Below are 19,174 nucleotides of genomic sequence, written 5' to 3'. Positions count from 1 at the left end.
GAGATCTCGTTGTCTGTCTGTTTATTGGAGGTAGGAGGTGACGCGGCTCAGCGCATAGAGCAGCAGCAGGTAGAGCGCCATGTCGAACAGCGCCGGATGCCACACCCAGCGGTACACGCCGGTGGCCGCGAGCAGGCGGCGCACGCCCCACAGCGCGAGCAGCGCGCCGAGGGCCAGCACCATGATCCAGGGCAGGTAGAGGCCGTAGAAACTGGCTTCGCCGATCATGCGGAAGCTCCTTGCCTGGACGCGCCCAGCATCGGTGGCGCGTCGGGAAAAAGATTGCGGCGCAGGCCGACCAGTGCGGTAACGGCGGCGCGCGACGTCGATGAAGCAGCGGTGTCGCGCGCTTCGAGCATTGCGTTCAGCGCCTCGTCGATCTGCGGCAGCAGGCCCGGCGGGCGCGGGTTCATGCGGCCTTCCGAACGCTGGCGGAAGAAGCGCGAGATGCCGCCCAGCAGCGCGGCCGATGTAGCCAGCGGCAGCTGGGCGCGCACGCGCTGCAGCACGGCGATGTCGGCGCCCATGCGCAGGTCGCGCAGCGCGTCGTTGGCGGCCACGCCTTCGACGGTGCCGCCGGCCTGCGCGATGCGCGGCGCGAGCAGGCCGATGCGATCGAGCATGCGCACGGCATAAGCATCGCTCTGCGCGTACTGCGGTTGAGAAGACGCGGCCATGTCGCCGAGTTCGCGCCATGTGGCGCGCTGGATGCGGCGCGCGCTCCAGTCGGCGCCCACCGAACGCACCAGGCGGGTGACTCGCGCAGCAACGACCACGCCGACGATCTGGCCGATCATGCTGTTGAGGAAGCTCACGAGATCGGAGCTGGCCGTGTCGTGCAGCGCGAGCGTGCCGGCCACGCCGAAGATCAGCGCCATCGCGGGCATGAAATGCGTCGGGCGCGGCAGGTAGAGGCCCAGCAGCAGGAAGAGCGGCGCGCAGATGACCACGAGCATGCCGAAGTCCTGCACCGTGGGCATCAGCACCAGCACATAGAGCGCCGAGATCGGAATGGACAACAGCGTCCATTTCAGGAAGCCGTGGATCGCCGGCACGGGGTCGTCCATGGTGGCGAAGAAGCAGCAGAAGACGGCAGCCATCATGGTCGCGGCCGAGCCCATGGGCCAGCCGGTGACGATCCAGAACGCGCCGCACAGGCAGATGGCGATGACGGCCGCAAGCGCGGACAGCAGCGCCATGCCGTAGTCGCGGTGCAGCACTCGACTGCCGAGCGCTGCCGTGCGGCGCAGCGGCGCAGCGCCCTTCAGGCCTTCGTCGATGTCCAGGCGCAGCTGGGCGCAGGCGGTCCAGCCGTCGACGAGTTCTGCGAGACGGCCTGCGAGGCCGATGCGCAGGGCGCGGCCCCATGGAGTCTGTTGCTGCGCGCTCGCGGGTGTGGCGCTCAGTACGTCGATGGCGCGGCGCAAGGCTTGCAGGCGTTCGGCGCGGGTTGCTGCGTCGCCGGTGGGTTCGGCTTCTTCGCGCAGCCACTGAGCGGCCCGCGAGAGCACGGCAGCCACATCGGGTGCCAGCCGGCCTTCGGCCTGCTCCAGCGCCTGCAGGCGGTCTTCGACGGCCGACAGGGCCGGAGTGAGCGCGGCAACGCGGTCCTGCATGGCGCGGATGGCGCCCGCGGTCCAACGCAGGTGCGTGGTGTCGAAGGGCACATGGGTCGAGAGCAGGCGCAGCTGCGTGATGTCGCCGGCGAGGCGGCGGCGGTCGTCGTCGAGGCGTTTCGGATCGGCGTTGCTGCTGCGGCCGGCGGGCTGCAGCAGGTCGCCGAGCCACTTGCGCGCGTCCTGCAGCGTGCGGTCGAGCAGGCCCAGCACGGTCGGTGCAAGCCCCGCGGGCAGCACGAGGCTGTGGACCAGCGTGGCGCAGAAGATGCCGAGGCCGATTTCTTCCACGCGCGCCACGGCGGTGTCGAACAGCGCGAGCGGCGTCTGCACCGACGGAAAGCCGATCAGTGCCGCCGTGTAGCCCGCGAGCATGAACACATACGAGCGCGGCGTGCGGTCGAGCAGCGAGATGCACAGGCACAGCCCGACCCACAGCGCGAGCACCAGCGTCAGCAGCTCGGGCGCGTTGGAAAGCGCGGGCACCAGCAGCACAGTGGCGGTGCTGCCGATGAGCGTGCCGAAGAAGCGGTACACCGCCTTCGAGCGCACGGCGCCGGCCAGCGGATGGGCAACGATGTAGGTGGTCATGAGCGCCCAGAACGGACGCGGCAGGCCGGCGCGGCTGGCAAGGTACATCGCCAGCATGGCCGCGGCGAAGCTCTTGCCGGAAAAGAGAAGCTCCGCGCGGCTGAAGCGCGGCAGGCTGAGCGCGGCCATTTACTTGCGCCCTTCTTGCGGTGGCTGCGCGGCGCGGCCCAGGCGCTCTTCGAGCACGGCAAACACGCGCAGGCAGGCGGCGATGTCTTCGTCCGGCACGCCTTCGAACATTGCGGTGCGCATCAGGCTCAGCGCGGCCTCGATGGGCGCGCAGGCGGCCTTGCCGGCTTCGGTGAGATGCAGGGTCTTGGCGCGGCGGTCAGACGGATCTTCGTGCCGCTCGACGAAACCGGCCTCGACCAGCTGATCGAGCGAGCGCACCAACGAAGGGCCTTCGATGCCCAGCGCCTCGGCCAGCACGCCCTGGCGCACTTCGCCGTTCATGCGGCCGAGCATCACGATCGGCCAAGCCAGCGATTGCGACACCCCGACGTGCGCCACGGCCTTGTCTGCATGGGCGCGGTAGCCGCGCTGCAGCACCGAAAGCGACATGCCGAGCCGCATCAGCGCGTTTTCGCGTGTCGGTTGGGAGTTGTCGGAGTCGGTCACGGTAGCCGCCTATTAATTAGCATGCTATCGATTGTACGGGTAACTACCAATCCCTTGCTGGCGACAAGGCTGTCGCCCGCCTTCAGGCCGAAGGCGCGAAAAAAGAAAAACGGGAAGAAGAAAAGTGTGAAGCCCGCCGATAAGCCGGATTCTGTGCATCGAGGGCCTCTTGCGAAGCCCTCGACGTGACCGCCATTACTCTGGGCCGCCTGTCACCAGACGGCTCGATGCCACCTACCCGCCAGCTCAGCGGAACCACCTCAATACTGGCCTACTTGGTGTTGCTGCGCGCAGAGATTGCCCGTTTCACCCGAACTTAATCGGCTCGTCTCTGTTGCTCTGATCCTCACCTCACGGTGGAGAGTCGTTAACTCCTGCGCTGTCCTATGCAGTCCGGACGTTCCTCCAGTGCGCTCTTTCGAGACTTGCACCAGCGGCGGTCTGGCGTGCTTCACGGGGCGGATTATCGCCTCACGGGCGAAAGCGCCTTTTCAGGCGATGCTGCGCCGCTATTTGTAACCCGCCGCCTCGCCGGCCCGAACTAAGGGCATGACGCAAAACACCAGACGCCGCTTCGCCATTGCCGCCGGAACCTCCACGCTGGGGCTGGCCATTGCCCAGTTCTTCGGCTGGGGCACACGCCCTGCGCAGGCGGCGGAGAACGAGAAATTCGAAGTCACGCACACCGAGGCCGAATGGCGCAAGCTGCTCACCGCGAGCCAGTTCTCGGTGCTGCGCCAGGAAGGCACCGAGCGGCCCTACACGAGCCCGCTCAACGACGAGCACCGGGCCGGGCGCTTCAGCTGCGCGGGCTGCGCGCTCGACCTGTTCTCCTCGAAGACCAAGTTCGACAGCCGCACCGGCTGGCCGAGCTTCTGGCAGCCGCTCGACAAGGCCGTGGGCGAGCACCAGGACCGGTCTTTCGGCATGGCGCGCACGGAAGTGCACTGCCGCCGCTGCGGCGGCCACCTGGGTCATGTGTTCGACGACGGGCCCAAGCCCACCGGGCTGCGCTACTGCATGAACGGCGTGGCGATGACCTTCACGCCTGGAGCGACATAGGGGCCGCAGGGGTCATGGGCTGGTCTCACAATGCGCGCTGTCCGTCCGACAAACGCATTGACCCAAGGAGACTCCGTCCATGAAGGCCCAGAACATCCTCGAGACCATCGGCAACACACCGCACATCCGCATCAACCGCCTGTTCGGCAATGCGAAGCAGCAGGTGTGGATCAAGTCGGAGCGCGCCAATCCTGGCGGCTCCATCAAGGACCGCATCGCGCTGTCGATGGTGGAAGACGCCGAGAAAAGCGGCGCACTCAAGCCCGGTGGCACCATCGTCGAGCCCACCTCGGGCAATACCGGCATCGGCCTTGCCATGGTGGCGGCCGTCAAGGGCTACAAGCTGATCCTGGTGATGCCCGACAGCATGTCCATCGAGCGCCGCCGCCTGATGCTGGCTTACGGCGCCTCATTCGACCTGACTCCGCGCGCCAACGGCATGAAGGGCTCCATCGCCCGCGCCGAGGAAATCGTGGCCGGCACGCCCGGTGCGTGGATGCCGCAGCAGTTCAACAACCCCGCGAATGTCGAAGTGCACGTGCGCACCACGGCAGAGGAAATCGCGGCCGACTTTCCTGATGGCATCGACGTGCTGATCACCGGCGTGGGCACGGGCGGCCACATCACGGGCGTGGCGCAGGTGCTGAAGAAGAAGTGGCCGAAGCTGCAGGTGTTCGCGGTCGAGCCGGTGGCTTCGCCGGTCATTTCCGGCGGCGCGCCGGCGCCGCACCCCATCCAGGGCATCGGCGCGGGCTTCATTCCGAAGAACCTCGACACCTCGCTGCTCGACGGCGTGCTGCAGGTCGATGCCGAACCGGCGCGAGAAATGGCCCGCCGCTGCGCGCGCGAGGAAGGCATTCTGGTCGGCATTTCGTCGGGTGCCACGCTCGCTGCCATCGCGCAGAAGCTGCCCTCGCTGGCACCCGATGCGGTGGTGCTGGGCTTCAACTACGACACGGGCGAGCGGTACCTTTCGGTCGAGGGCTTCCTGCCCGCCTGATCCAGCTATAGCTTTCATAGCGCCCTCGGCGCGTAAAATGCGCGGCCTGCTTGATAAACACAAGCCCTACGCCGCCATGCTGAGAATCTCCGAACTCAAACTCCCGCTCGACCACGCGCCCGACGCGCTGGAAACCCTGATCGCCAGGACGCTCGACGTTCCGCTCGACGCGATCGCCTCCCACACCGTCTACAAGCGCAGCTTCGACGCGCGCAAGGTCGAACTGCTCACGGTCTACATCTGCGACGTGCAGCTGGCCGATGCGAAGCTGGAAGCCGCGCTGCTCGCCAAGCACGCGGGCCATCCGCACATCCAGGCCGCTCCGGACATGCGCTACACGCCGCCGGCCAATGCGGCAGAAGGCACTGCCCGGCCAGTGGTGATCGGCTTCGGCCCCTGCGGCATCTTCGCGGCGCTGATGCTCGCGAAGATGGGCTTCAAGCCCATCGTGCTCGAACGCGGCAAGACCGTGCGCCAGCGCACCCGCGACACCTGGGGCCTGTGGCGCAAGAGCGTGCTCAACCCCGAGTCGAACGTGCAGTTCGGCGAAGGCGGCGCCGGCACCTTCTCGGACGGCAAGCTCTACAGCCAGATCAAGGACCCGCGCTTCCTCGGCCGCAAGGTGATGGAAGAGTTCGTGAAGGCCGGTGCGCCGCCAGAAATTCTTTATGTCGCGCATCCGCACATCGGCACCTTCAAGCTGGTGAAGGTGGTCGAGAACATCCGCGAGCAGATCGTGGCGCTGGGCGGCGAAATCCGCTTCGAGCAGCGCGTGACCGACGTGCACATCGAAGACGGCCACCTGCGCGGCCTCACCGTGCTCGACCAGACGACCGGCCAAAGCAGCGAACTGCGCGCCGACCACGTGGTGATGGCGCTGGGCCACAGCTCGCGCGACACCTTCGAGATGCTGCACAAGCGCGGCGTGCACATCGAGGCCAAGCCCTTCTCCATCGGCTTCCGCGTGGAGCATCCGCAGGGCCTGATCGACCGCGCACGCTGGGGCCGCCATGCGGGCCACCCGCTGCTCGGCGCGGCCGACTACAAGCTGGTGCACCACGCGAGCAACGGCCGCTCGGTCTACAGCTTCTGCATGTGCCCCGGCGGCACCGTGGTCGCAGCCACCAGCGAGCCGGGCCGCGTGGTCACCAACGGCATGAGCCAGTACTCGCGCAATGAGCGCAATGCCAACGCGGGCATCGTGGTGGGCATCGACCCGCGCGATTTCCCAGGATGGGAATCCAGTTCCTCCGGCGATGCGCTCGCGGGCATCGCACTGCAGCGCGAACTCGAAAGCAACGCCTTCGTGCTCGGCGGCGGCGACTACCGCGCGCCGGGCCAGCTGGTGGGCGACTTCATCGCCGGCAAGCCCTCTACGGCGCTCGGCAGCGTGACGCCGTCGTACAAGCCGGGCGTGACACCGACCGACCTGCACAAGGCCCTGCCCGCCTACGCCATCGAGGCCATGCGCGAGGCCTTCCCCGCCTTCGGCCGCAAGATCAAGGGCTTCGACACGCACGACGCGGTCCTCACCGGCGTCGAGACGCGCACCTCGTCGCCCATCCGCATCACGCGCGGCGACGACTTCCAGAGCCTCAACGTGCGCGGCCTCTACCCTGCCGGCGAAGGCGCGAGCTACGCGGGCGGCATCCTGTCGGCCGGCGTCGACGGCATCAAGGTGGCCGAGGCCGTGGCGCACGGCGTGCTGGCCGAGGCCGAACGCGAACGCACCGCGAGCGTCTGATGCAAGCCATGCACTTCGAGCGCCCCACCCTCGGTCAGCTGACCGCCGCCACGCTCGCGATGGCAGCCGTGGTGCTGGCTTCCAACATCCTCGTGCAGTTCGCCATCAACGACTGGCTGACCTGGGGCGCCTTCACCTACCCGGTGGCGTACCTCGTGAGCGACCTCGTCAACCGGTGCTTCGGCCCCGGCATGGCGCGGCGCGTGGCATGGGTCGGCTTTGCCGTCGCCGTGGGCATCTCGCTGCTGCTCGCGCCGGTGCGCATCGCGGCGGCATCGGGGCTGGCCTTCATCGCCTCCCAGTTGCTCGACATCGGCGTGTTCGACCGGCTGCGGCGCGGCCTCTGGTGGCGCGCCCCGCTGGTGGCCACGGTGATTGCAGCGGTGCTCGACAGCATCGTGTTCTGGGGCATCGCCTTCGCGGGCACCGAAGGCCCTTGGTTCACGTGGGCGCTGGGCGACCTCGCCGTGAAGCTCGCCGTCGGCGTGCTGATGCTGCTGCCGTTCCGGCTGCTGATCGGCCGGCAGGCGGCGCGGGCTTCGGCCCTGGGCCACTGAGGACATCGATGGCGAACGACGACTTCCACTTCTACGAGCCCGCCAAGGGCCACGGCCTGCCGCACGACCCGTTCAACGCGATGGTCGGGCCGCGCCCCATCGGCTGGATCTCGTCGCAGGACGCGAACGGCGTGCTCAACCTCGCGCCCTACAGCTTCTTCAACGCCTTCAACTACACGCCGCCCATCGTCGGCTTCGCCAGCATCGGCGCCAAGGACAGCCTGCACAACATCCGCCAGACGCGCGAGTTCGGCTGGAACCTGGCGACCCGGCCGCTGGCCGAGCAGATGAACCGCTCGTGCGCCGCCGTGCCGCCCGATGTGAACGAGTTCGAGCTCGCCGGGCTCACGACCGCCGCCTCCAAAACCATCGCGGTGCCGCGCGTAGCCGAAAGCCCCGTGTCCTTCGAATGCAGGCTCACGCAGATCCTGCAGCTAGAAGGCGTGGACGGCACGCCCGTGCAAACCTGGCTGATCCTCGGCGAAGTGGTGGGCGTGCACATTGCGCGCCACCTGCTGAAGGACGGCATCTACGACACCGCCGCGGCGCAGCCCATCCTGCGCGGCGGCGGACCGGCGGACTATTTCGAAGTCAGCCCCGACAATCTCTTCAGGATGTTCCGGCCGCGCTGAAGGCGCCAAACCGGACTTCATTTCTTTCCCTTTCATTCCACCGCGACCCTCGCCGCGCCCCCCGCATGACCGACGCTTCCACCGCCACCCCGAAGACGAACGCGCGCCCGCCCCGGCGTCAGCAACTGGACATGGCCGATCAGCTGAAGCAGCTGCAGGCCGGCCCCGATGCGGATTCAGGCACGAGCAGCAGCGCGGAAACTCCCGCGCAGCAGCCTCGCCAGTCCCGCCCACCCCGCCAGAACAACCAGGGCGCAGGCAACCAGCGCCCGCAGCGGCAGCAACAGCAGCCGCGCAAGCAAGGTGCGCAAGGCCAGGCACAGGGCCAGGCAGCGGCTCAACCGCAGCGCGCACCGCGCAAGGTCAACCCGGTGCTCGAGCGCCTGTTCGAGCTGTACCCGCAGCTCTTCGGCGCGCGCTTCGTGCCGCTGAAGCTCGGCGTGTACGAGGAACTGCTCGCGCGCCACCCCGAAGACTTCAAGGCCGAAGACCTGAAGATCGCCATGGGCCAGCACGCGCGCTCCACGCGCTACCTGGAGGCCGTGGCCGCCGGCCTGGCGCGCCACGACCTCGACGGCAACGCGCTCGACCCGGTCGCGCCGGAGCACGTGCACCACGCCATCCTCGAGCTGCACCGCCGCCGCCTGCAACGTGCCAACGGCGAAGACCTGCGCCCGCAGCTGGTCGCGCGCATCGCCAAGGCCGTCGAGGCCTCGGGCCTGGATCGCGAGGCCTATGCAGTGCTGGTGCGCTCGCGTGACGAGAACAACAACGCCGTGGTGGACGAGGCCCTGGCCGAACTCGCCCAGCAGGCCGCCAAGCGCGAGGCGCTGCTGCGCGCCTTCGAGGCCAGCGGCCGCAGCGAGCAGGAGTTCGCCGACATGTACGGCATGAAGCACGGCGAGGTGACGCGCACGCTGCAACGCGCGCGCGCCGATCGCGAGGCACCTGCGGCGCCGGCCGTCGAAGCACCCGAAGCACCCGCAGCAGACTGAACACGCCACACAAACAAAAAAGCCGCCACAGCAATGTGGCGGCTTTTTTTCATGGCGCCGCGGACTTGCCGCGACCGACTGATCAGCGCTGCGCGTTCTGCAGCGCAGCAATGCGCTCTTCGATCGGCGGGTGCGTGGCAAACAGCTTGCCGATGCTGCCGGTGATGCCCATGGCTTCCACGGCCTTCGGCAGTTCACCGGCAGGCAGGCCACCCAGGCGCGCGAGCGCGTTGATCATTGGCTGCTTCTGGCCCATCAGCGCGGCCGCACCGGCGTCGGCGCGGAACTCGCGATGGCGCGAGAACCAGGCCACCACCATCGCGGCGGCAAAGCCAAGCACGATGTCCAGCACGATGGTGCTCACGTAGTAGCCGATGCCGGGGCCCGACGAACGGTCGTCGCCGCGGCGCAGGAAGCTGTCGACCGCATAGCCGATCACGCGCGACAGGAACACGACAAAGGTGTTCATCACGCCCTGGATCAGCGTCATCGTGACCATGTCGCCATTGGCGATGTGGGCCACTTCGTGGCCGATGACGGCCTCGACCTCTTCGCGCGTCATGCCCTGCAGCAGGCCGGTGGACACCGCCACCAGCGACGAGTTCTTGAACGCGCCGGTCGCAAAGGCATTGGGCTCGCCTTCGAAGATGCCGACCTCGGGCATGCCGATGCCGGCCTTGTCTGCGAACTTGCGCACCGTGCCGACGATCCAGGCCTCGTCGGGCGACTGGGGGTTGTCGATCATGTGCAGGCCGGTGGTCCACTTGGCCATGGGCTTGCTGATGAGCAGCGAGATGATCGCGCCGCCGAAACCCATCACCAGCGCGAAGCCGAGCAGCGCGCCCAGGTTGAGCCCGTTGGCCGTGAGGAAGCGATTGACGCCGAGCAGGCTGGCGACCACGCCGAGCACCGCGACGACCATCACATTGGTCAAAACGAACAGAAGGATACGTTTCAAGTTGAATTCTCCGTGGGGAAACCTGCCACCTAGATGAGGACCCCGGGGCCCTCTTCAAGCCGTACGCGGCATGGAGGCCCTGGGTGTTGTAGTGCGTTCTGGGCGCTCCGGTCGGCGGCAGCCGGTAGAGCCATGATAGGAGCAAAAGTTCTATGCCCCTGGTATTCCCCGGCCCGGCAAGGGCCTGAAAACCTGCGGATCGGCATAGAACGCCGCCGCCTCGTTGCCGCCCCACCAGCCGGGCACGCCGAGCACCGGCAGCGGCACGAAGGGCTTGCGTTCGAGCTGCCGCGCGCTGAGCGCCTGCGCCATGCGCTCGTCATCGAACGCCGCCGGGCCGCTCGCGTCGTGCGTCAGCAGTACGTGTGCCGTGATCGGCTTGCGCGGCGTGACCAGTTTTTCGAGCAGCGCATGGCCGAAGAGCAGCAGGCGGGCTTCGCTCCACAGCCCGCGTTGCGTGACGAACAGCGTGTGCCAGTCGCGCGCGATCAGCGCCTGCCAGAGCGCGGGTGGCGCATCGAGCACTGCGCCGTTCTCGTCGAGCAGCGTGAGCGCATCGCGCAGCGGGCCTCGCACGGCGGCAACGCCGCTTCGCGCGATCTCGGCCGCCTGCAGTTCGTTGAGCCGGCGCTTGGTCTGCGGAAAGGCGAGCCAGACGAGGCCGTTGAAGAAATCGTGCAGGTTGTCGCGCGTGGGGACGGTGCGGGTCTGGAAGATGTGGGCTTCGTAGGCCTGGCCTGCGGGCAGCGCGTCCTGATGTACGAAATCGGGCGCCTGGGCGGGCTTGACTGCCTGCAGGGCGGCAGCCACCCCGGCGTGCCGCGCGGCCTGCTCTACCGCGCCGCCGCTCGAACGATAGGGCGCCAGCCAGGGCTGCGCCCAATCAACCGCCGGCAGGGTCAAGGCGCGGACGCGCCCGTCCAGCGGATGCGGTCAGGGTGCTGCATCACGGCGAACTCCGACGTGAGTTTGTCGAAAAGCTTGAGCGAGCTGCCGTGCTTGCCAAGCAGGCCGGCCGTGCGCAGGGCCTTTGCCACGTCGTTGAGCGGCACGTCGTTGCCGCTGCGCAAGGCCGGTGCAGCCTGCAGGATGAATTCGGCCGCTTCGGAGATTTGCGGTTGCTGCTGCGGTGGCGGCGCGGCCTTGACGGCCTTCGCCGTCTTGCGGGCCGGCGTCTTGGCCGCGGCCTTCTTGGCAGCAGGCGTCGCCTTGGCCCGCGCGGTCTTCGCGGGTGCAGACTTGGCCGCAGCCGCCTTCTTCGCCGGCGCGGTGCGCACCGCGGGCTTCGTGCTGGCGTGGTGCGCGAGGTCCATGAAGGCGTCGTACACGCCGACCGTCTCTTCGCCCGTCTTGCCCTGCTGGCCGATGCCGCAGACGCGGCAGCCCTTTTCGCGCAGGCGGATCACGAGCGGCGCGAAGTCGGAGTCGGAAGACACCAGCACCACCACGTCGGGCCGCTCGTTGATGGCCAGGTCGATGGCGTCGACCGACAGCGCGATGTCGGTGCTGTTCTTGCCGGCCGACAGGTTCACCATCGGCCGCACCGACAGCCGCTTGAACATCGCCTGCCGGTTCACCGCCATCTCGGCGTTGCAATACGCGCGGCGCACGTGAATGGCGCCGTATTCATCCATCGTGCGCTGCACGGCCTGTTCGATCACATCGGCCGAGACGTTGTCGGCGTCGATCAGCAACATCACGCGCAGCGTCGGTGTCATGAGAGCTTCCAGTTGATCGTCTCGCCGCCGCGCAAGGGCTTGAGCGTGGCGTCGCCGTAGGGCACGGTCTCCGGCACGGTCCAGCTTTCGCGCTTGAGCGTGATGGTGTCGGTGTGGCGCGGCAGTTCGTAGAAGTCGGGGCCGTGGAAGCTCGCGAAGCCTTCGAGCTTGTCGAGCGCGTTCACGCTGTCGAAGGCCTCGGCGTACAGCTCGATGGCCGTGAGCGCGGTGTAGCAGCCGGCGCAACCCAGCGCATGCTCCTTCAGGTGCGCCGGGTGCGGTGCGCTGTCGGTGCCCAGGAAGAAACGGTCGCTGCCGCTGGTGGCTGCCTCGACCAGCGCCACGCGGTGCGTCTCGCGCTTGAGCACGGGCAGGCAGTAGTAGTGCGGGCGAATGCCGCCGGTGAAGATGGCGTTGCGGTTGTACAGCAGGTGGTGCGCCGTGATGGTGGCTGCCGTGAAGCGATCAGCGTCGCGCACGTAGTGGGCGCCTTCCTTCGTGGTCAGGTGCTCGAACACCACCTTCAGCTCGGGAAAGTCGCGGCGCAGCGGAATCATCACGCGGTCGACGAACACGGCTTCGCGGTCGAACAGGTCGATGGCGGGGTCGGTCACCTCACCGTGCACCAGCAGCAAGAGGCCGTGCTTCTGCATGGCTTCGAGCGTCTTGTAGGTCTTGCGGATGTCGGTCACACCGGCATCGCTGTTGGTGGTGGCGCCGGCCGGGTAGAGCTTGAGCGCGCGCACGCCGGCTTCGGCTGCCAGCGCGATCTCTTCGGGCGGCAGCTTGTCGGTGAGGTAGAGCGACATCACGGGCTCGAAGGCCGTGCCTTCGGGCACGGCGGCGCGGATGCGGTCGCGGTAGGCCACGGCCTGTGCGGCGGTGGTCACGGGCGGGCGAAGGTTGGGCATGATCAGCGCGCGGCCGAACTGGCGAGCGCTGTGGGGAACGACGGCTTCGAGGGCGGCGCCATCGCGCACGTGCAGGTGCCAGTCGTCGGGGCGGGTGATCGTGAGGGTGTCTGTCATGGCGCTGGGATTGTCGCATCGCCCCCCTGGCGCCCTCCCACCGGGCTACGGATGCGAGAACACGCGACAGGCGTTCCGGGGCACCTGCTGGCTCCACTTGACGTGGTTGACCGAACTGCGCGCCCCCTTGCCCGGCGGCCAGGGGTCGAAGATTCGCAGCGTGGTGCCGCGCCCGCCGGGATCGTCGTCGCCGCGAATACCCACGACAAGCACCATGTGGCCCGGACGGCCGACACCGGCGGCATACCCCCTCGCACCCCACGGCAGATCGAACATCAGCGGCCCGTGCTGCAGTGCGGCACGCAGCTGGCCGACCGACCAGGGCGCCGGCGGGCGCACCGCCAGGCCGTGCGCGGACGCAAAGAGCGCATCGGCCGTCATGGCGTCGTCGGCATTCGCGAAGGTGCGCAGGCCGCCGTCGTCGGCGATCAGCTCGGTGGGCGTGCGCGCTACCACCGCCTGCACGTTGGAGCGCGTGATCATTGCCGTGCAGGCGGCCCAGCACTGGCCGGGCGTGGGCTGCGGAATCAGCGCAACGGGGTGCAGGATCGGCGCGTGGCACTCATTGCCGAACACCAGGTTCTGCGTGCAGGGGCCGGCCTCGCCGTCTTCGGCGAGCCAGTTCGCGGCCTGCAGGCGGCGCACCGCAATCCGGGTAATCGGGCCGTAGTCGCCGTCGAGCACGAGCCCGGGGTTCGGCTGGAGCTTCCGGTTCAATGCCTCCTGCAATCTGCGAACGTCGGCGCCACGTGCACCCTGCGTCAGTGTTGTCATCGGTTCTGTTCCCTTCGCCCCACAGACTGTCGGTGCAAACGGTTGCATTGTCAAAAACGGGCTCCGCCGCGTCCATCGGTCGGACGGCATATACGGGATGGCGACCCCGCTTGGCCCGGGGCACGCCCGTTGCTTGACGTGCTGCGCCATTCGGCCGAAGGTTCGGCCGGCCCAGGCCTTGCGAGAACAAGAAAACAGGAAACCGCCATGCTGTCCACGGCAATGCTTTACTTTCGCGAGACCGCCAAGGCCGGCTCGCTGCGCCGCGCCGCGGAGCAACTGGGCGTGGCGCCGAGCGCCATCAGCCGCCAGATCGCCAAGCTCGAAGGCGAACTGCAGACCGCCCTGCTCGACCGCCGCGCCAACCGCACCACCCTCACGCCGGCCGGCGAGCTGGTGCTCGCACACGCCGACCAGGTGCTGCAGAACAGCGAGGCGCTGCGCGGCGCGTTGCAGGAGCTGATCGGCCAGCCCGTCGGCACAGTGCGCGTCGGCAGCATCGAGGGCATGGTCAGCCACTTCCTTGCGAACAACCTGGCGCGCTTCCAGAAGCGGCATCCGCAGGTGAAGCTGCAGGCCTCGGTGGTGGGCTCGCGCGCGGTGCTCGAAGCGCTGCAGGAAGGCCGCATCGACATCGCGCTGGCCTTCAACCTGCCCGAGCGCCATGCCTTCCGCGAACATGCGCGGCTGGAGCAGCCGCTGTGCGCCATCGTCGCGCCCACGCATGCGCTGGCGCGGCGGCGCAGCGTGTCGTTCCGCGAACTCGAAGGCCACCGCGTGGCGCTGCCCGACCGCTCGTTCCAGATCCGCCACCTGGTCGACCGCATCGCATCGAAGACGCAGGTGTCGCTCGACCTGGTGATCGAGACGAGCACGCTCGACATGGCCAAGGGCGTGGTGCGCAACAGCGATCTCATCACCTTCCTGCCGCGCTATGCGGCGCTGCACGAGGTGTCGAACGGAGACCTGTGCGCCGTGCCGCTGCAGGAGCGCGACTTTGCCGCCACCGCGACCAGCCTGCTCACGATGCCGGGGCAGCGCCAGTCGCCGGCGTCGCGCGCACTGCTCGAAATGCTGGCCACCAGCATGGGGCGCTACGGCTCCAACGCGGTGCCGCGTTCTGATTCCGGCAACACGCGCGTGCAGAAATGAGCCTTCCCGCCGGCCTCGTCGCTCCCTACATTGGGCGCTGACGAGGAAAGACGGCATGACAACCACAAGCACCGAAACCATTGCGTTCCCCGAAGGCGGCTACCGCTACGCGAAGGGCGTGTTCCAGTATTCCGCCGGCGTGGCGGCGCTGCCCGGCTTTGCCATCGAGCGGGTGCGCTTCCAGCAGGCCGTGCCGCTTGCCGACGGCTTCGACGCCATCGCGGCGCACCTGCGCGCCATCGGCCGGCCGCTCACCGCGCTGTGCGCCTGCGAACTGCGCTCGCCCGCGCCGTTCTCCGAACGCGGCTTTCACGACTTCAACCGCATCTATGCCGGCACGCTCGAGCGCTGGCAGCTGCTGCGCGGCGACCACAACCCGGTTGCGCGCACCAACGTGTGCCCGCGCGTCGGCGCACCGGCCACGCCGGCCTTCCAGGCCTTCTCGTACACCGTGCCGGCCGACGACGATGCCGGGCCGCCGAGCTTCGTGGTCTCGGGCGGCGGCGAAGCGCCCGACGGCCACGCCAGCTACCGCGAGGTGATGGTCCGCCTGGGCGACACCAGCCCCGACGGCCTGCGCGCCAAGCTCGGCTACGTGATGACGGAAATGGAACGCCGCCTGGCCGTGCTGGGCTTCGGCTGGCGCGATGCCGCGGCCGTGCAGGCCTACACGGTGCATGACATCGGCGCGCTGGTGTTCGACGAAATCGTGCAGCGCGGCGCGCTCACCACCGGCCTGACATGGCACCTCGCGCGCCCGCCGATCGTGGACATGGAAGTCGAGATGGACCTGCGCTGCGCGAGGCGCGAGATCGCGCTGTCATGGCCCTAGGCCAGGCAGGGACTGACCGCCTGCTGGCACATGTCGTGCTTGAGAGTTTCCTTTCGTCCTTTTCGCCATTCCACCCAACGGAGTTCCATGTGAAGCGTGCTGCCCCTGCCCTGTTCCTGAAGCCCCTGGCCGCCTGCGCGGCGCTCGCCGTCCTGACCCTGGCCGCGCCCCATGCGATGGCCCAGGAAAAGACGCTGCGCATCGCCATGACGGCAGCCGACATTCCGCGCACGCTGGGCCAGCCCGACCAGGGCTTCGAGGGCAACCGCTTCACCGGCATTCCGATCTACGACTCGCTCACGCAGTGGGACCTGTCGAAGGCCGACGCACCGAGCGTGCTGATTCCCGGCCTCGCCACCTCGTGGGCGGTGGACGCCAAGGACAAGACCAAGTGGGTCTTCAAGCTGCGCCCCGGCGTCAAGTTCCACGACGGCTCGGCCTTCACCGCCGACGCCGTGGTGTGGAACGTGCAGAAGGTGCTCGACAAGGAAGCCGTGCAGTTCGACCCCAGCCAGGTCGGCGTGACGGCCTCGCGCATGCCCACGCTCAAGTCGGCGCGCAAGATCGACGACACGACGGTCGAGCTCACCACCAGCGAGCCCGACGCCTTCCTGCCGATCAACCTCACGAACCTGTTCATGGCCTCGCCCGCGCACTGGCAGAAGAAGTTCGACGCAGCCGCCGGCGCCACGCCCGCCGACAAGTCCAAGGCCGCATGGACCGCCTTCGCCGCCGACCCCGCCGGCTCGGGCCCGTTCAAGGTCACGCGCTTCGTGGCGCGCGAGCGGCTGGAGCTTGCCGCCAACAAGACCTACTGGGACGCCAGGCGCGTGCCGAAGATCGACAAGGTCGTGATGCTGCCGATGCCCGAGGCCAATGCGCGCACCGCTGCGCTGCTGGGCGGCCAGGTCGACTGGATCGAGGCGCCCGCGCCCGACGCCATGGCGCAGATCACGCAGCGCGGCTTCAAGATCTATTCGAATGCACAGCCCCACGTGTGGCCGTGGCAGCTCTCGTTCGCCGAAGGCTCGCCCTGGCTCGACAAGCGCGTGCGCCAGGCCGCCAACCTGTGCATCGACCGCGGCGGCATGAAGCAGCTGCTGGGCGGCATGATGGCCGAGCCCAAGGGCACGGTGCCGCCGGGCCACCCGTGGTTCGGCAAGCCCACCTTCGACATCAAGTACGACGTGAAGGCAGCGCAGGCACTGATGACGCAGGCCGGCTACTCGGCCGCCAAGCCGATCAAGGTGAAGGTGCAGATCTCGGCATCGGGCTCGGGCCAGATGCAGCCGCTGCCGATGAACGAGTTCGCGCAGCAGTCGCTCAAGCAGTGCTACTTCGACGTGCAGTTCGACGTGATCGAATGGAACACGCTGTTCACCAACTGGCGCAAGGGCGCGAAAGACCCGTCGGCCAACGGCGCCAATGCGGTCAACATCAGCTTCGCGGCCATGGACCCGTTCTTCGCGATGGTGCGCTTCGTGAGCACCAAGGCCTTCCCGCCGGTGTCGAACAACTGGGGCTACTACGGCAGCCCCGAGGTCGACAAGCTGGTGGCCGATGCGCGCACCAGCTTCGACGACAAGGCACGCGACGCCGCGCTCGCCAAGCTGCACACGCACATCGTGGACGACGCGCCCTTCGTGTGGATCGCGCACGACGTCGGTCCGCGCGCCATGTCGGCCAAGGTCAAGAACGTGGTGCAGCCCAAGAGCTGGTTCATCGACATCGCCACGATGACGATGGACTGACCGCCTTCTTCCAGCCAGCCCATCAGCCAGCTATCCAGCCAATGTTCGCCTACCTCCTGCGCCGCGTGATCTACGCCGTGCCGATCATGATCGGCGTGGCCCTCGTGTGCTTCCTGCTTGTGCACATCGCGCCGGGCGATCCGCTGGTGTCGATATTGCCGCCCGACGCTTCGGCCGACCTGCAGGCGCAGCTGCGGGAGCTCTACGGCTTCAACCGCTCGCTGCCAGAGCAGTTCGCGATGTGGCTGTGGCGCGCGATGCATGGCGACCTGGGCGTGTCCATCGCCAGCAACCGCGCGGTGGCCGGCGAGGTGTTCACCGCCGTGGGCAACACGCTGCGGCTCGCGGTGGTGGCAACCTTCATCGGCTTCGTGCTGGGCTGCCTGTTCGGCTTCGTGGCGGGCTACTTCCGCAACTCGTGGGTCGACCGCCTGGCCTCGATGTTCTCGGTGCTGGGCGTGAGCGTGCCGCACTACTGGCTGGGCATGGTGATGGTGATCGTGTTCTCGTCGCAGCTCATGTGGCTGCCGGCCACCGGCGCGGGCCCCAGCGGCTCCGACGACTGGGCCTGGGACTGGGAGCACCTGCAGTTCCTGCTGCTGCCGGCGCTCACGATGTCGGTGATTCCCATGGGCATCATCGCGCGCACCGTGCGCGCACTGGTGGCCGACATCCTCGACCAGGAGTTCATTGTCGGCCTGCGCGCCAAGGGGCTCACGCACCTCGGCGTGTTCCGCCACATGGTGAAGAACGCGGCGCCCACGGCGCTGGCGGTGATGGGCCTGCAACTGGGCTACCTGCTCGGCGGCTCGATCCTCATCGAGACCGTGTTCTCGTGGCCGGGCACCGGCTTCCTGCTGAACTCGGCCATCTTCCAGCGCGACCTGCCGCTGCTGCAGGGAACGATCCTGGTGCTGGCACTGTTCTTCGTGCTGCTGAACCTGCTGGTCGACGTGCTGCAGACCTTGCTCGATCCGCGCATCGCGCGCGCCTGAAGAAGAAAGCCGCCAAGCCATGTCCACCGTGCTTCCCGCCTCTTCATCTTCCGCAATCGCAGTCGAACCCTTGCCGGCCCAGCGCTCGCGCGGCTACTGGGCCTCGGTGTGGCTGCGCTTCCGGCGCGACCCGGTCGCCGTGGGCGCGGCCATCGTCGTTTTGCTGCTGATCGCGCTCGCAGTCTTCGGCCCATGGCTCGCGCCGTCGGACCCCTACCAGTCGTCGATGCTCAAGCGCCTGAAGCCCATCGGCACCGAAGGCCTGCCCTTCGGCAGCGACGAGCTGGGCCGCGACATGCTCTCGCGCCTCATCGTCGGCGCGCGGCTGTCGCTGTTCATCGGCATCACGCCGGTGCTGTGCGCCTTCGTGCTGGGCACGATCATCGGCATCGTCGCGGGCTACGCGGGCGGGCTGACCAACACGCTGATCATGCGCACCATCGACGTGTTCTACGCCTTCCCATCGGTGCTGCTGGCCATCGCGCTGTCGGGCACGCTGGGTGCGGGGGTGGTCAATTCGCTGATCTCGCTGACCATCGTGTTCATTCCGCAGATAGCGCGCGTGGCCGAGAGCGTGACCACGCAGGTGCGCACCCGCGACTACGTGGAAGCGGCGCGCGCTTCAGGCGCCAGCCCCTTCACCATCGTGCGCGTGCACGTGTTGGGCAATGTGCTCGGCCCGATCTTCGTGTACGCCACCAGCCTGATCGCGGTGTCGATGATCCTGGCTTCGGGCCTGTCGTTCCTCGGTCTCGGCGTGAAGCCGCCGGAGCCCGAGTGGGGGCTGATGCTCAACACGCTGCGCACCGCCATCTATGTGCAGCCATGGGTCGCTGCGCTGCCGGGCGCGATGATCTTCATCACTTCGATCTCTTTCAACATCTTGTCCGACGGGCTTCGGTCTGCCATGGACAATAAGGGGTGAGCATGGAAGTCTGTTCTTCGATGCAGTGCGTTTCAGGGCGCGCTCACGCCGACGGGGTACCTTGCTCCGCGAATGTCCCCCGGCCTTCGGCCTCCTCCTTTATTTCGCTGCGCAAGGCACCCCATCGGCGTGATCGTTGTTCGCAGCGGTGGTTGATCGGCCAGCACCACAGCCGCGCCCATGTGCGAATGGCACCGGGTGCTCCCCGCAGCGAAATAAAGGAGGA

General features: G+C 68.0%; 19 protein-coding genes and 1 other RNA gene. 11 read left to right on the top strand and 9 right to left on the bottom strand.

Translation table 11 applies throughout. The annotated features are described in order from the left end of the window. Nucleotides 1-21: 21 nt before the first annotated feature. From BMW87_RS21545 to rnpB, 4 genes are all read right to left on the bottom strand, one after another. Nucleotides 22-228 carry a DUF1656 domain-containing protein gene (locus BMW87_RS21545; RefSeq protein ID WP_093056341.1) on the bottom strand — a complete coding sequence of 69 codons (207 nt, stop codon included), beginning with the start codon at nt 226-228 and terminating at the stop codon, nt 22-24. Next, entirely contained in the window at nt 225-2,336 is a 2,112-nt protein-coding gene (locus BMW87_RS21540) for an FUSC family protein (protein WP_093078549.1), read from the bottom strand. Before BMW87_RS21540 ends, BMW87_RS21545 begins: the two co-directional genes overlap by 4 nt. Continuing rightward, the gene (locus BMW87_RS21535) at nt 2,337-2,780 is read right to left on the bottom strand and encodes a MarR family winged helix-turn-helix transcriptional regulator (RefSeq protein ID WP_093056399.1); all 444 of its coding nucleotides are present in this window, start codon (nt 2,778-2,780) and stop codon (nt 2,337-2,339) included. Between the two features lie 169 nt (nt 2,781-2,949). Continuing rightward, nucleotides 2,950-3,278: RNase P RNA component class A (rnpB, locus tag BMW87_RS21530), an RNA gene on the bottom strand. A gap of 96 nt (nt 3,279-3,374) precedes the next feature. Here rnpB and msrB point away from each other — a divergent pair. The 6 genes from msrB to BMW87_RS21500 all read left to right on the top strand — a co-directional run bounded on the left by msrB (nt 3,375) and on the right by BMW87_RS21500 (nt 8,815). Continuing rightward, a complete protein-coding gene (gene msrB / locus BMW87_RS21525) occupies nt 3,375-3,887 on the top strand; it encodes a peptide-methionine (R)-S-oxide reductase MsrB (protein WP_093078548.1) in 513 nt (170 codons plus the stop codon). Nucleotides 3,888-3,966: 79 nt separating this feature from the next. Next, on the top strand, nt 3,967-4,887 hold the full coding sequence (cysK, locus tag BMW87_RS21520; RefSeq protein ID WP_093078546.1) for a cysteine synthase A: 921 nt from the start codon (nt 3,967-3,969) through the stop codon (nt 4,885-4,887). Nucleotides 4,888-4,963: 76 nt separating this feature from the next. After that, nucleotides 4,964-6,631, top strand: a complete 1,668-nt coding sequence (locus tag BMW87_RS21515; RefSeq protein WP_093078545.1) for an NAD(P)/FAD-dependent oxidoreductase — start codon at nt 4,964-4,966, stop codon at nt 6,629-6,631. After that, the gene (locus BMW87_RS21510) at nt 6,631-7,188 is read left to right on the top strand and encodes a VUT family protein (RefSeq protein WP_093078543.1); all 558 of its coding nucleotides are present in this window, start codon (nt 6,631-6,633) and stop codon (nt 7,186-7,188) included. Before BMW87_RS21515 ends, BMW87_RS21510 begins: the two co-directional genes overlap by 1 nt. Before the next feature lie 8 nt (nt 7,189-7,196). Then, nucleotides 7,197-7,820, top strand: a complete 624-nt coding sequence (locus tag BMW87_RS21505) for a flavin reductase family protein (RefSeq protein ID WP_093078542.1) — start codon at nt 7,197-7,199, stop codon at nt 7,818-7,820. Nucleotides 7,821-7,885: 65 nt separating this feature from the next. Continuing rightward, complete coding sequence (locus BMW87_RS21500; RefSeq protein ID WP_093078540.1) at nt 7,886-8,815, top strand: ProQ/FinO family protein; 930 nt, start codon at nt 7,886-7,888, stop codon at nt 8,813-8,815. 82 nt (nt 8,816-8,897) lie between these two features. On the opposite strand, the gene htpX is transcribed toward BMW87_RS21500, so the two are convergent. From htpX to BMW87_RS21475, 5 genes are all read right to left on the bottom strand, one after another. Next, entirely contained in the window at nt 8,898-9,773 is an 876-nt protein-coding gene (gene htpX / locus BMW87_RS21495; protein ID WP_093056349.1) for a protease HtpX, read from the bottom strand. 150 nt (nt 9,774-9,923) lie between these two features. After that, a complete protein-coding gene (locus BMW87_RS21490) occupies nt 9,924-10,676 on the bottom strand; it encodes a DUF3025 domain-containing protein (RefSeq protein ID WP_093078538.1) in 753 nt (250 codons plus the stop codon). Continuing rightward, nucleotides 10,673-11,491, bottom strand: a complete 819-nt coding sequence (locus BMW87_RS21485; RefSeq protein ID WP_093078537.1) for an NYN domain-containing protein — start codon at nt 11,489-11,491, stop codon at nt 10,673-10,675. Before BMW87_RS21485 ends, BMW87_RS21490 begins: the two co-directional genes overlap by 4 nt. Beyond that, nucleotides 11,488-12,519 carry a dihydroorotase gene (gene pyrC / locus BMW87_RS21480; protein ID WP_093078536.1) on the bottom strand — a complete coding sequence of 344 codons (1,032 nt, stop codon included), beginning with the start codon at nt 12,517-12,519 and terminating at the stop codon, nt 11,488-11,490. Before pyrC ends, BMW87_RS21485 begins: the two co-directional genes overlap by 4 nt. A gap of 45 nt (nt 12,520-12,564) precedes the next feature. Beyond that, nucleotides 12,565-13,293 carry a peptidoglycan-binding protein gene (locus tag BMW87_RS21475; protein WP_177142272.1) on the bottom strand — a complete coding sequence of 243 codons (729 nt, stop codon included), beginning with the start codon at nt 13,291-13,293 and terminating at the stop codon, nt 12,565-12,567. 207 nt (nt 13,294-13,500) lie between these two features. On the opposite strand from BMW87_RS21475, the gene BMW87_RS21470 reads away from it, so the two are divergent. The 5 genes from BMW87_RS21470 to BMW87_RS21450 all read left to right on the top strand — a co-directional run bounded on the left by BMW87_RS21470 (nt 13,501) and on the right by BMW87_RS21450 (nt 18,948). Continuing rightward, nucleotides 13,501-14,445, top strand: a complete 945-nt coding sequence (locus BMW87_RS21470; RefSeq protein ID WP_093056354.1) for a LysR family transcriptional regulator — start codon at nt 13,501-13,503, stop codon at nt 14,443-14,445. A 55-nt stretch (nt 14,446-14,500) separates the two neighbouring features. Then, entirely contained in the window at nt 14,501-15,277 is a 777-nt protein-coding gene (locus BMW87_RS21465; RefSeq protein WP_093078533.1) for a 2-amino-5-chloromuconate deaminase CnbZ, read from the top strand. An 89-nt stretch (nt 15,278-15,366) separates the two neighbouring features. Further along, on the top strand, nt 15,367-17,028 hold the full coding sequence (locus BMW87_RS21460; RefSeq protein ID WP_093078532.1) for an ABC transporter substrate-binding protein: 1,662 nt from the start codon (nt 15,367-15,369) through the stop codon (nt 17,026-17,028). Between the two features lie 41 nt (nt 17,029-17,069). Next, the gene (locus BMW87_RS21455; protein WP_093078530.1) at nt 17,070-18,023 is read left to right on the top strand and encodes an ABC transporter permease; all 954 of its coding nucleotides are present in this window, start codon (nt 17,070-17,072) and stop codon (nt 18,021-18,023) included. 19 nt (nt 18,024-18,042) lie between these two features. After that, on the top strand, nt 18,043-18,948 hold the full coding sequence (locus BMW87_RS21450) for an ABC transporter permease (RefSeq protein ID WP_093056358.1): 906 nt from the start codon (nt 18,043-18,045) through the stop codon (nt 18,946-18,948). Nucleotides 18,949-19,174: the final 226 nt, after the last annotated feature.

Origin of the sequence: Variovorax sp. OV084 (assembly GCF_900111625.1) — a bacterium.
In the GTDB taxonomy this organism is placed as follows: Bacteria; Pseudomonadota; Gammaproteobacteria; order Burkholderiales; family Burkholderiaceae_C; genus Variovorax.
Note: the sequence above shows the minus strand (reverse complement) of the source record. Positions and strands in the feature narration are given on the sequence as shown.

Bases quoted from the DNA above. Each gene is read 5' to 3' on its own strand.
- BMW87_RS21545 (WP_093056341.1), bottom strand. From the start codon at position 228: ATGATCGGCGAAGCCAGTTTCTACGGCCTCTACCTGCCCTGGATCATG.
- BMW87_RS21540 (WP_093078549.1), bottom strand. From the start codon at position 2,336: ATGGCCGCGCTCAGCCTGCCGCGCTTCAGCCGCGCGGAGCTTCTCTTT.
- BMW87_RS21535 (WP_093056399.1), bottom strand. From the start codon at position 2,780: ATGCGGCTCGGCATGTCGCTTTCGGTGCTGCAGCGCGGCTACCGCGCC.
- msrB (WP_093078548.1), top strand. From the start codon at position 3,375: ATGACGCAAAACACCAGACGCCGCTTCGCCATTGCCGCCGGAACCTCC.
- cysK (WP_093078546.1), top strand. From the start codon at position 3,967: ATGAAGGCCCAGAACATCCTCGAGACCATCGGCAACACACCGCACATC.
- BMW87_RS21515 (WP_093078545.1), top strand. From the start codon at position 4,964: ATGCTGAGAATCTCCGAACTCAAACTCCCGCTCGACCACGCGCCCGAC.
- BMW87_RS21510 (WP_093078543.1), top strand. From the start codon at position 6,631: ATGCAAGCCATGCACTTCGAGCGCCCCACCCTCGGTCAGCTGACCGCC.
- BMW87_RS21505 (WP_093078542.1), top strand. From the start codon at position 7,197: ATGGCGAACGACGACTTCCACTTCTACGAGCCCGCCAAGGGCCACGGC.
- BMW87_RS21500 (WP_093078540.1), top strand. From the start codon at position 7,886: ATGACCGACGCTTCCACCGCCACCCCGAAGACGAACGCGCGCCCGCCC.
- BMW87_RS21485 (WP_093078537.1), bottom strand. From the start codon at position 11,491: ATGACACCGACGCTGCGCGTGATGTTGCTGATCGACGCCGACAACGTC.
- pyrC (WP_093078536.1), bottom strand. From the start codon at position 12,519: ATGACAGACACCCTCACGATCACCCGCCCCGACGACTGGCACCTGCAC.
- BMW87_RS21475 (WP_177142272.1), bottom strand. From the start codon at position 13,293: ATGACAACACTGACGCAGGGTGCACGTGGCGCCGACGTTCGCAGATTG.
- BMW87_RS21470 (WP_093056354.1), top strand. From the start codon at position 13,501: ATGCTGTCCACGGCAATGCTTTACTTTCGCGAGACCGCCAAGGCCGGC.
- BMW87_RS21465 (WP_093078533.1), top strand. From the start codon at position 14,501: ATGACAACCACAAGCACCGAAACCATTGCGTTCCCCGAAGGCGGCTAC.
- BMW87_RS21455 (WP_093078530.1), top strand. From the start codon at position 17,070: ATGTTCGCCTACCTCCTGCGCCGCGTGATCTACGCCGTGCCGATCATG.
- BMW87_RS21450 (WP_093056358.1), top strand. From the start codon at position 18,043: ATGTCCACCGTGCTTCCCGCCTCTTCATCTTCCGCAATCGCAGTCGAA.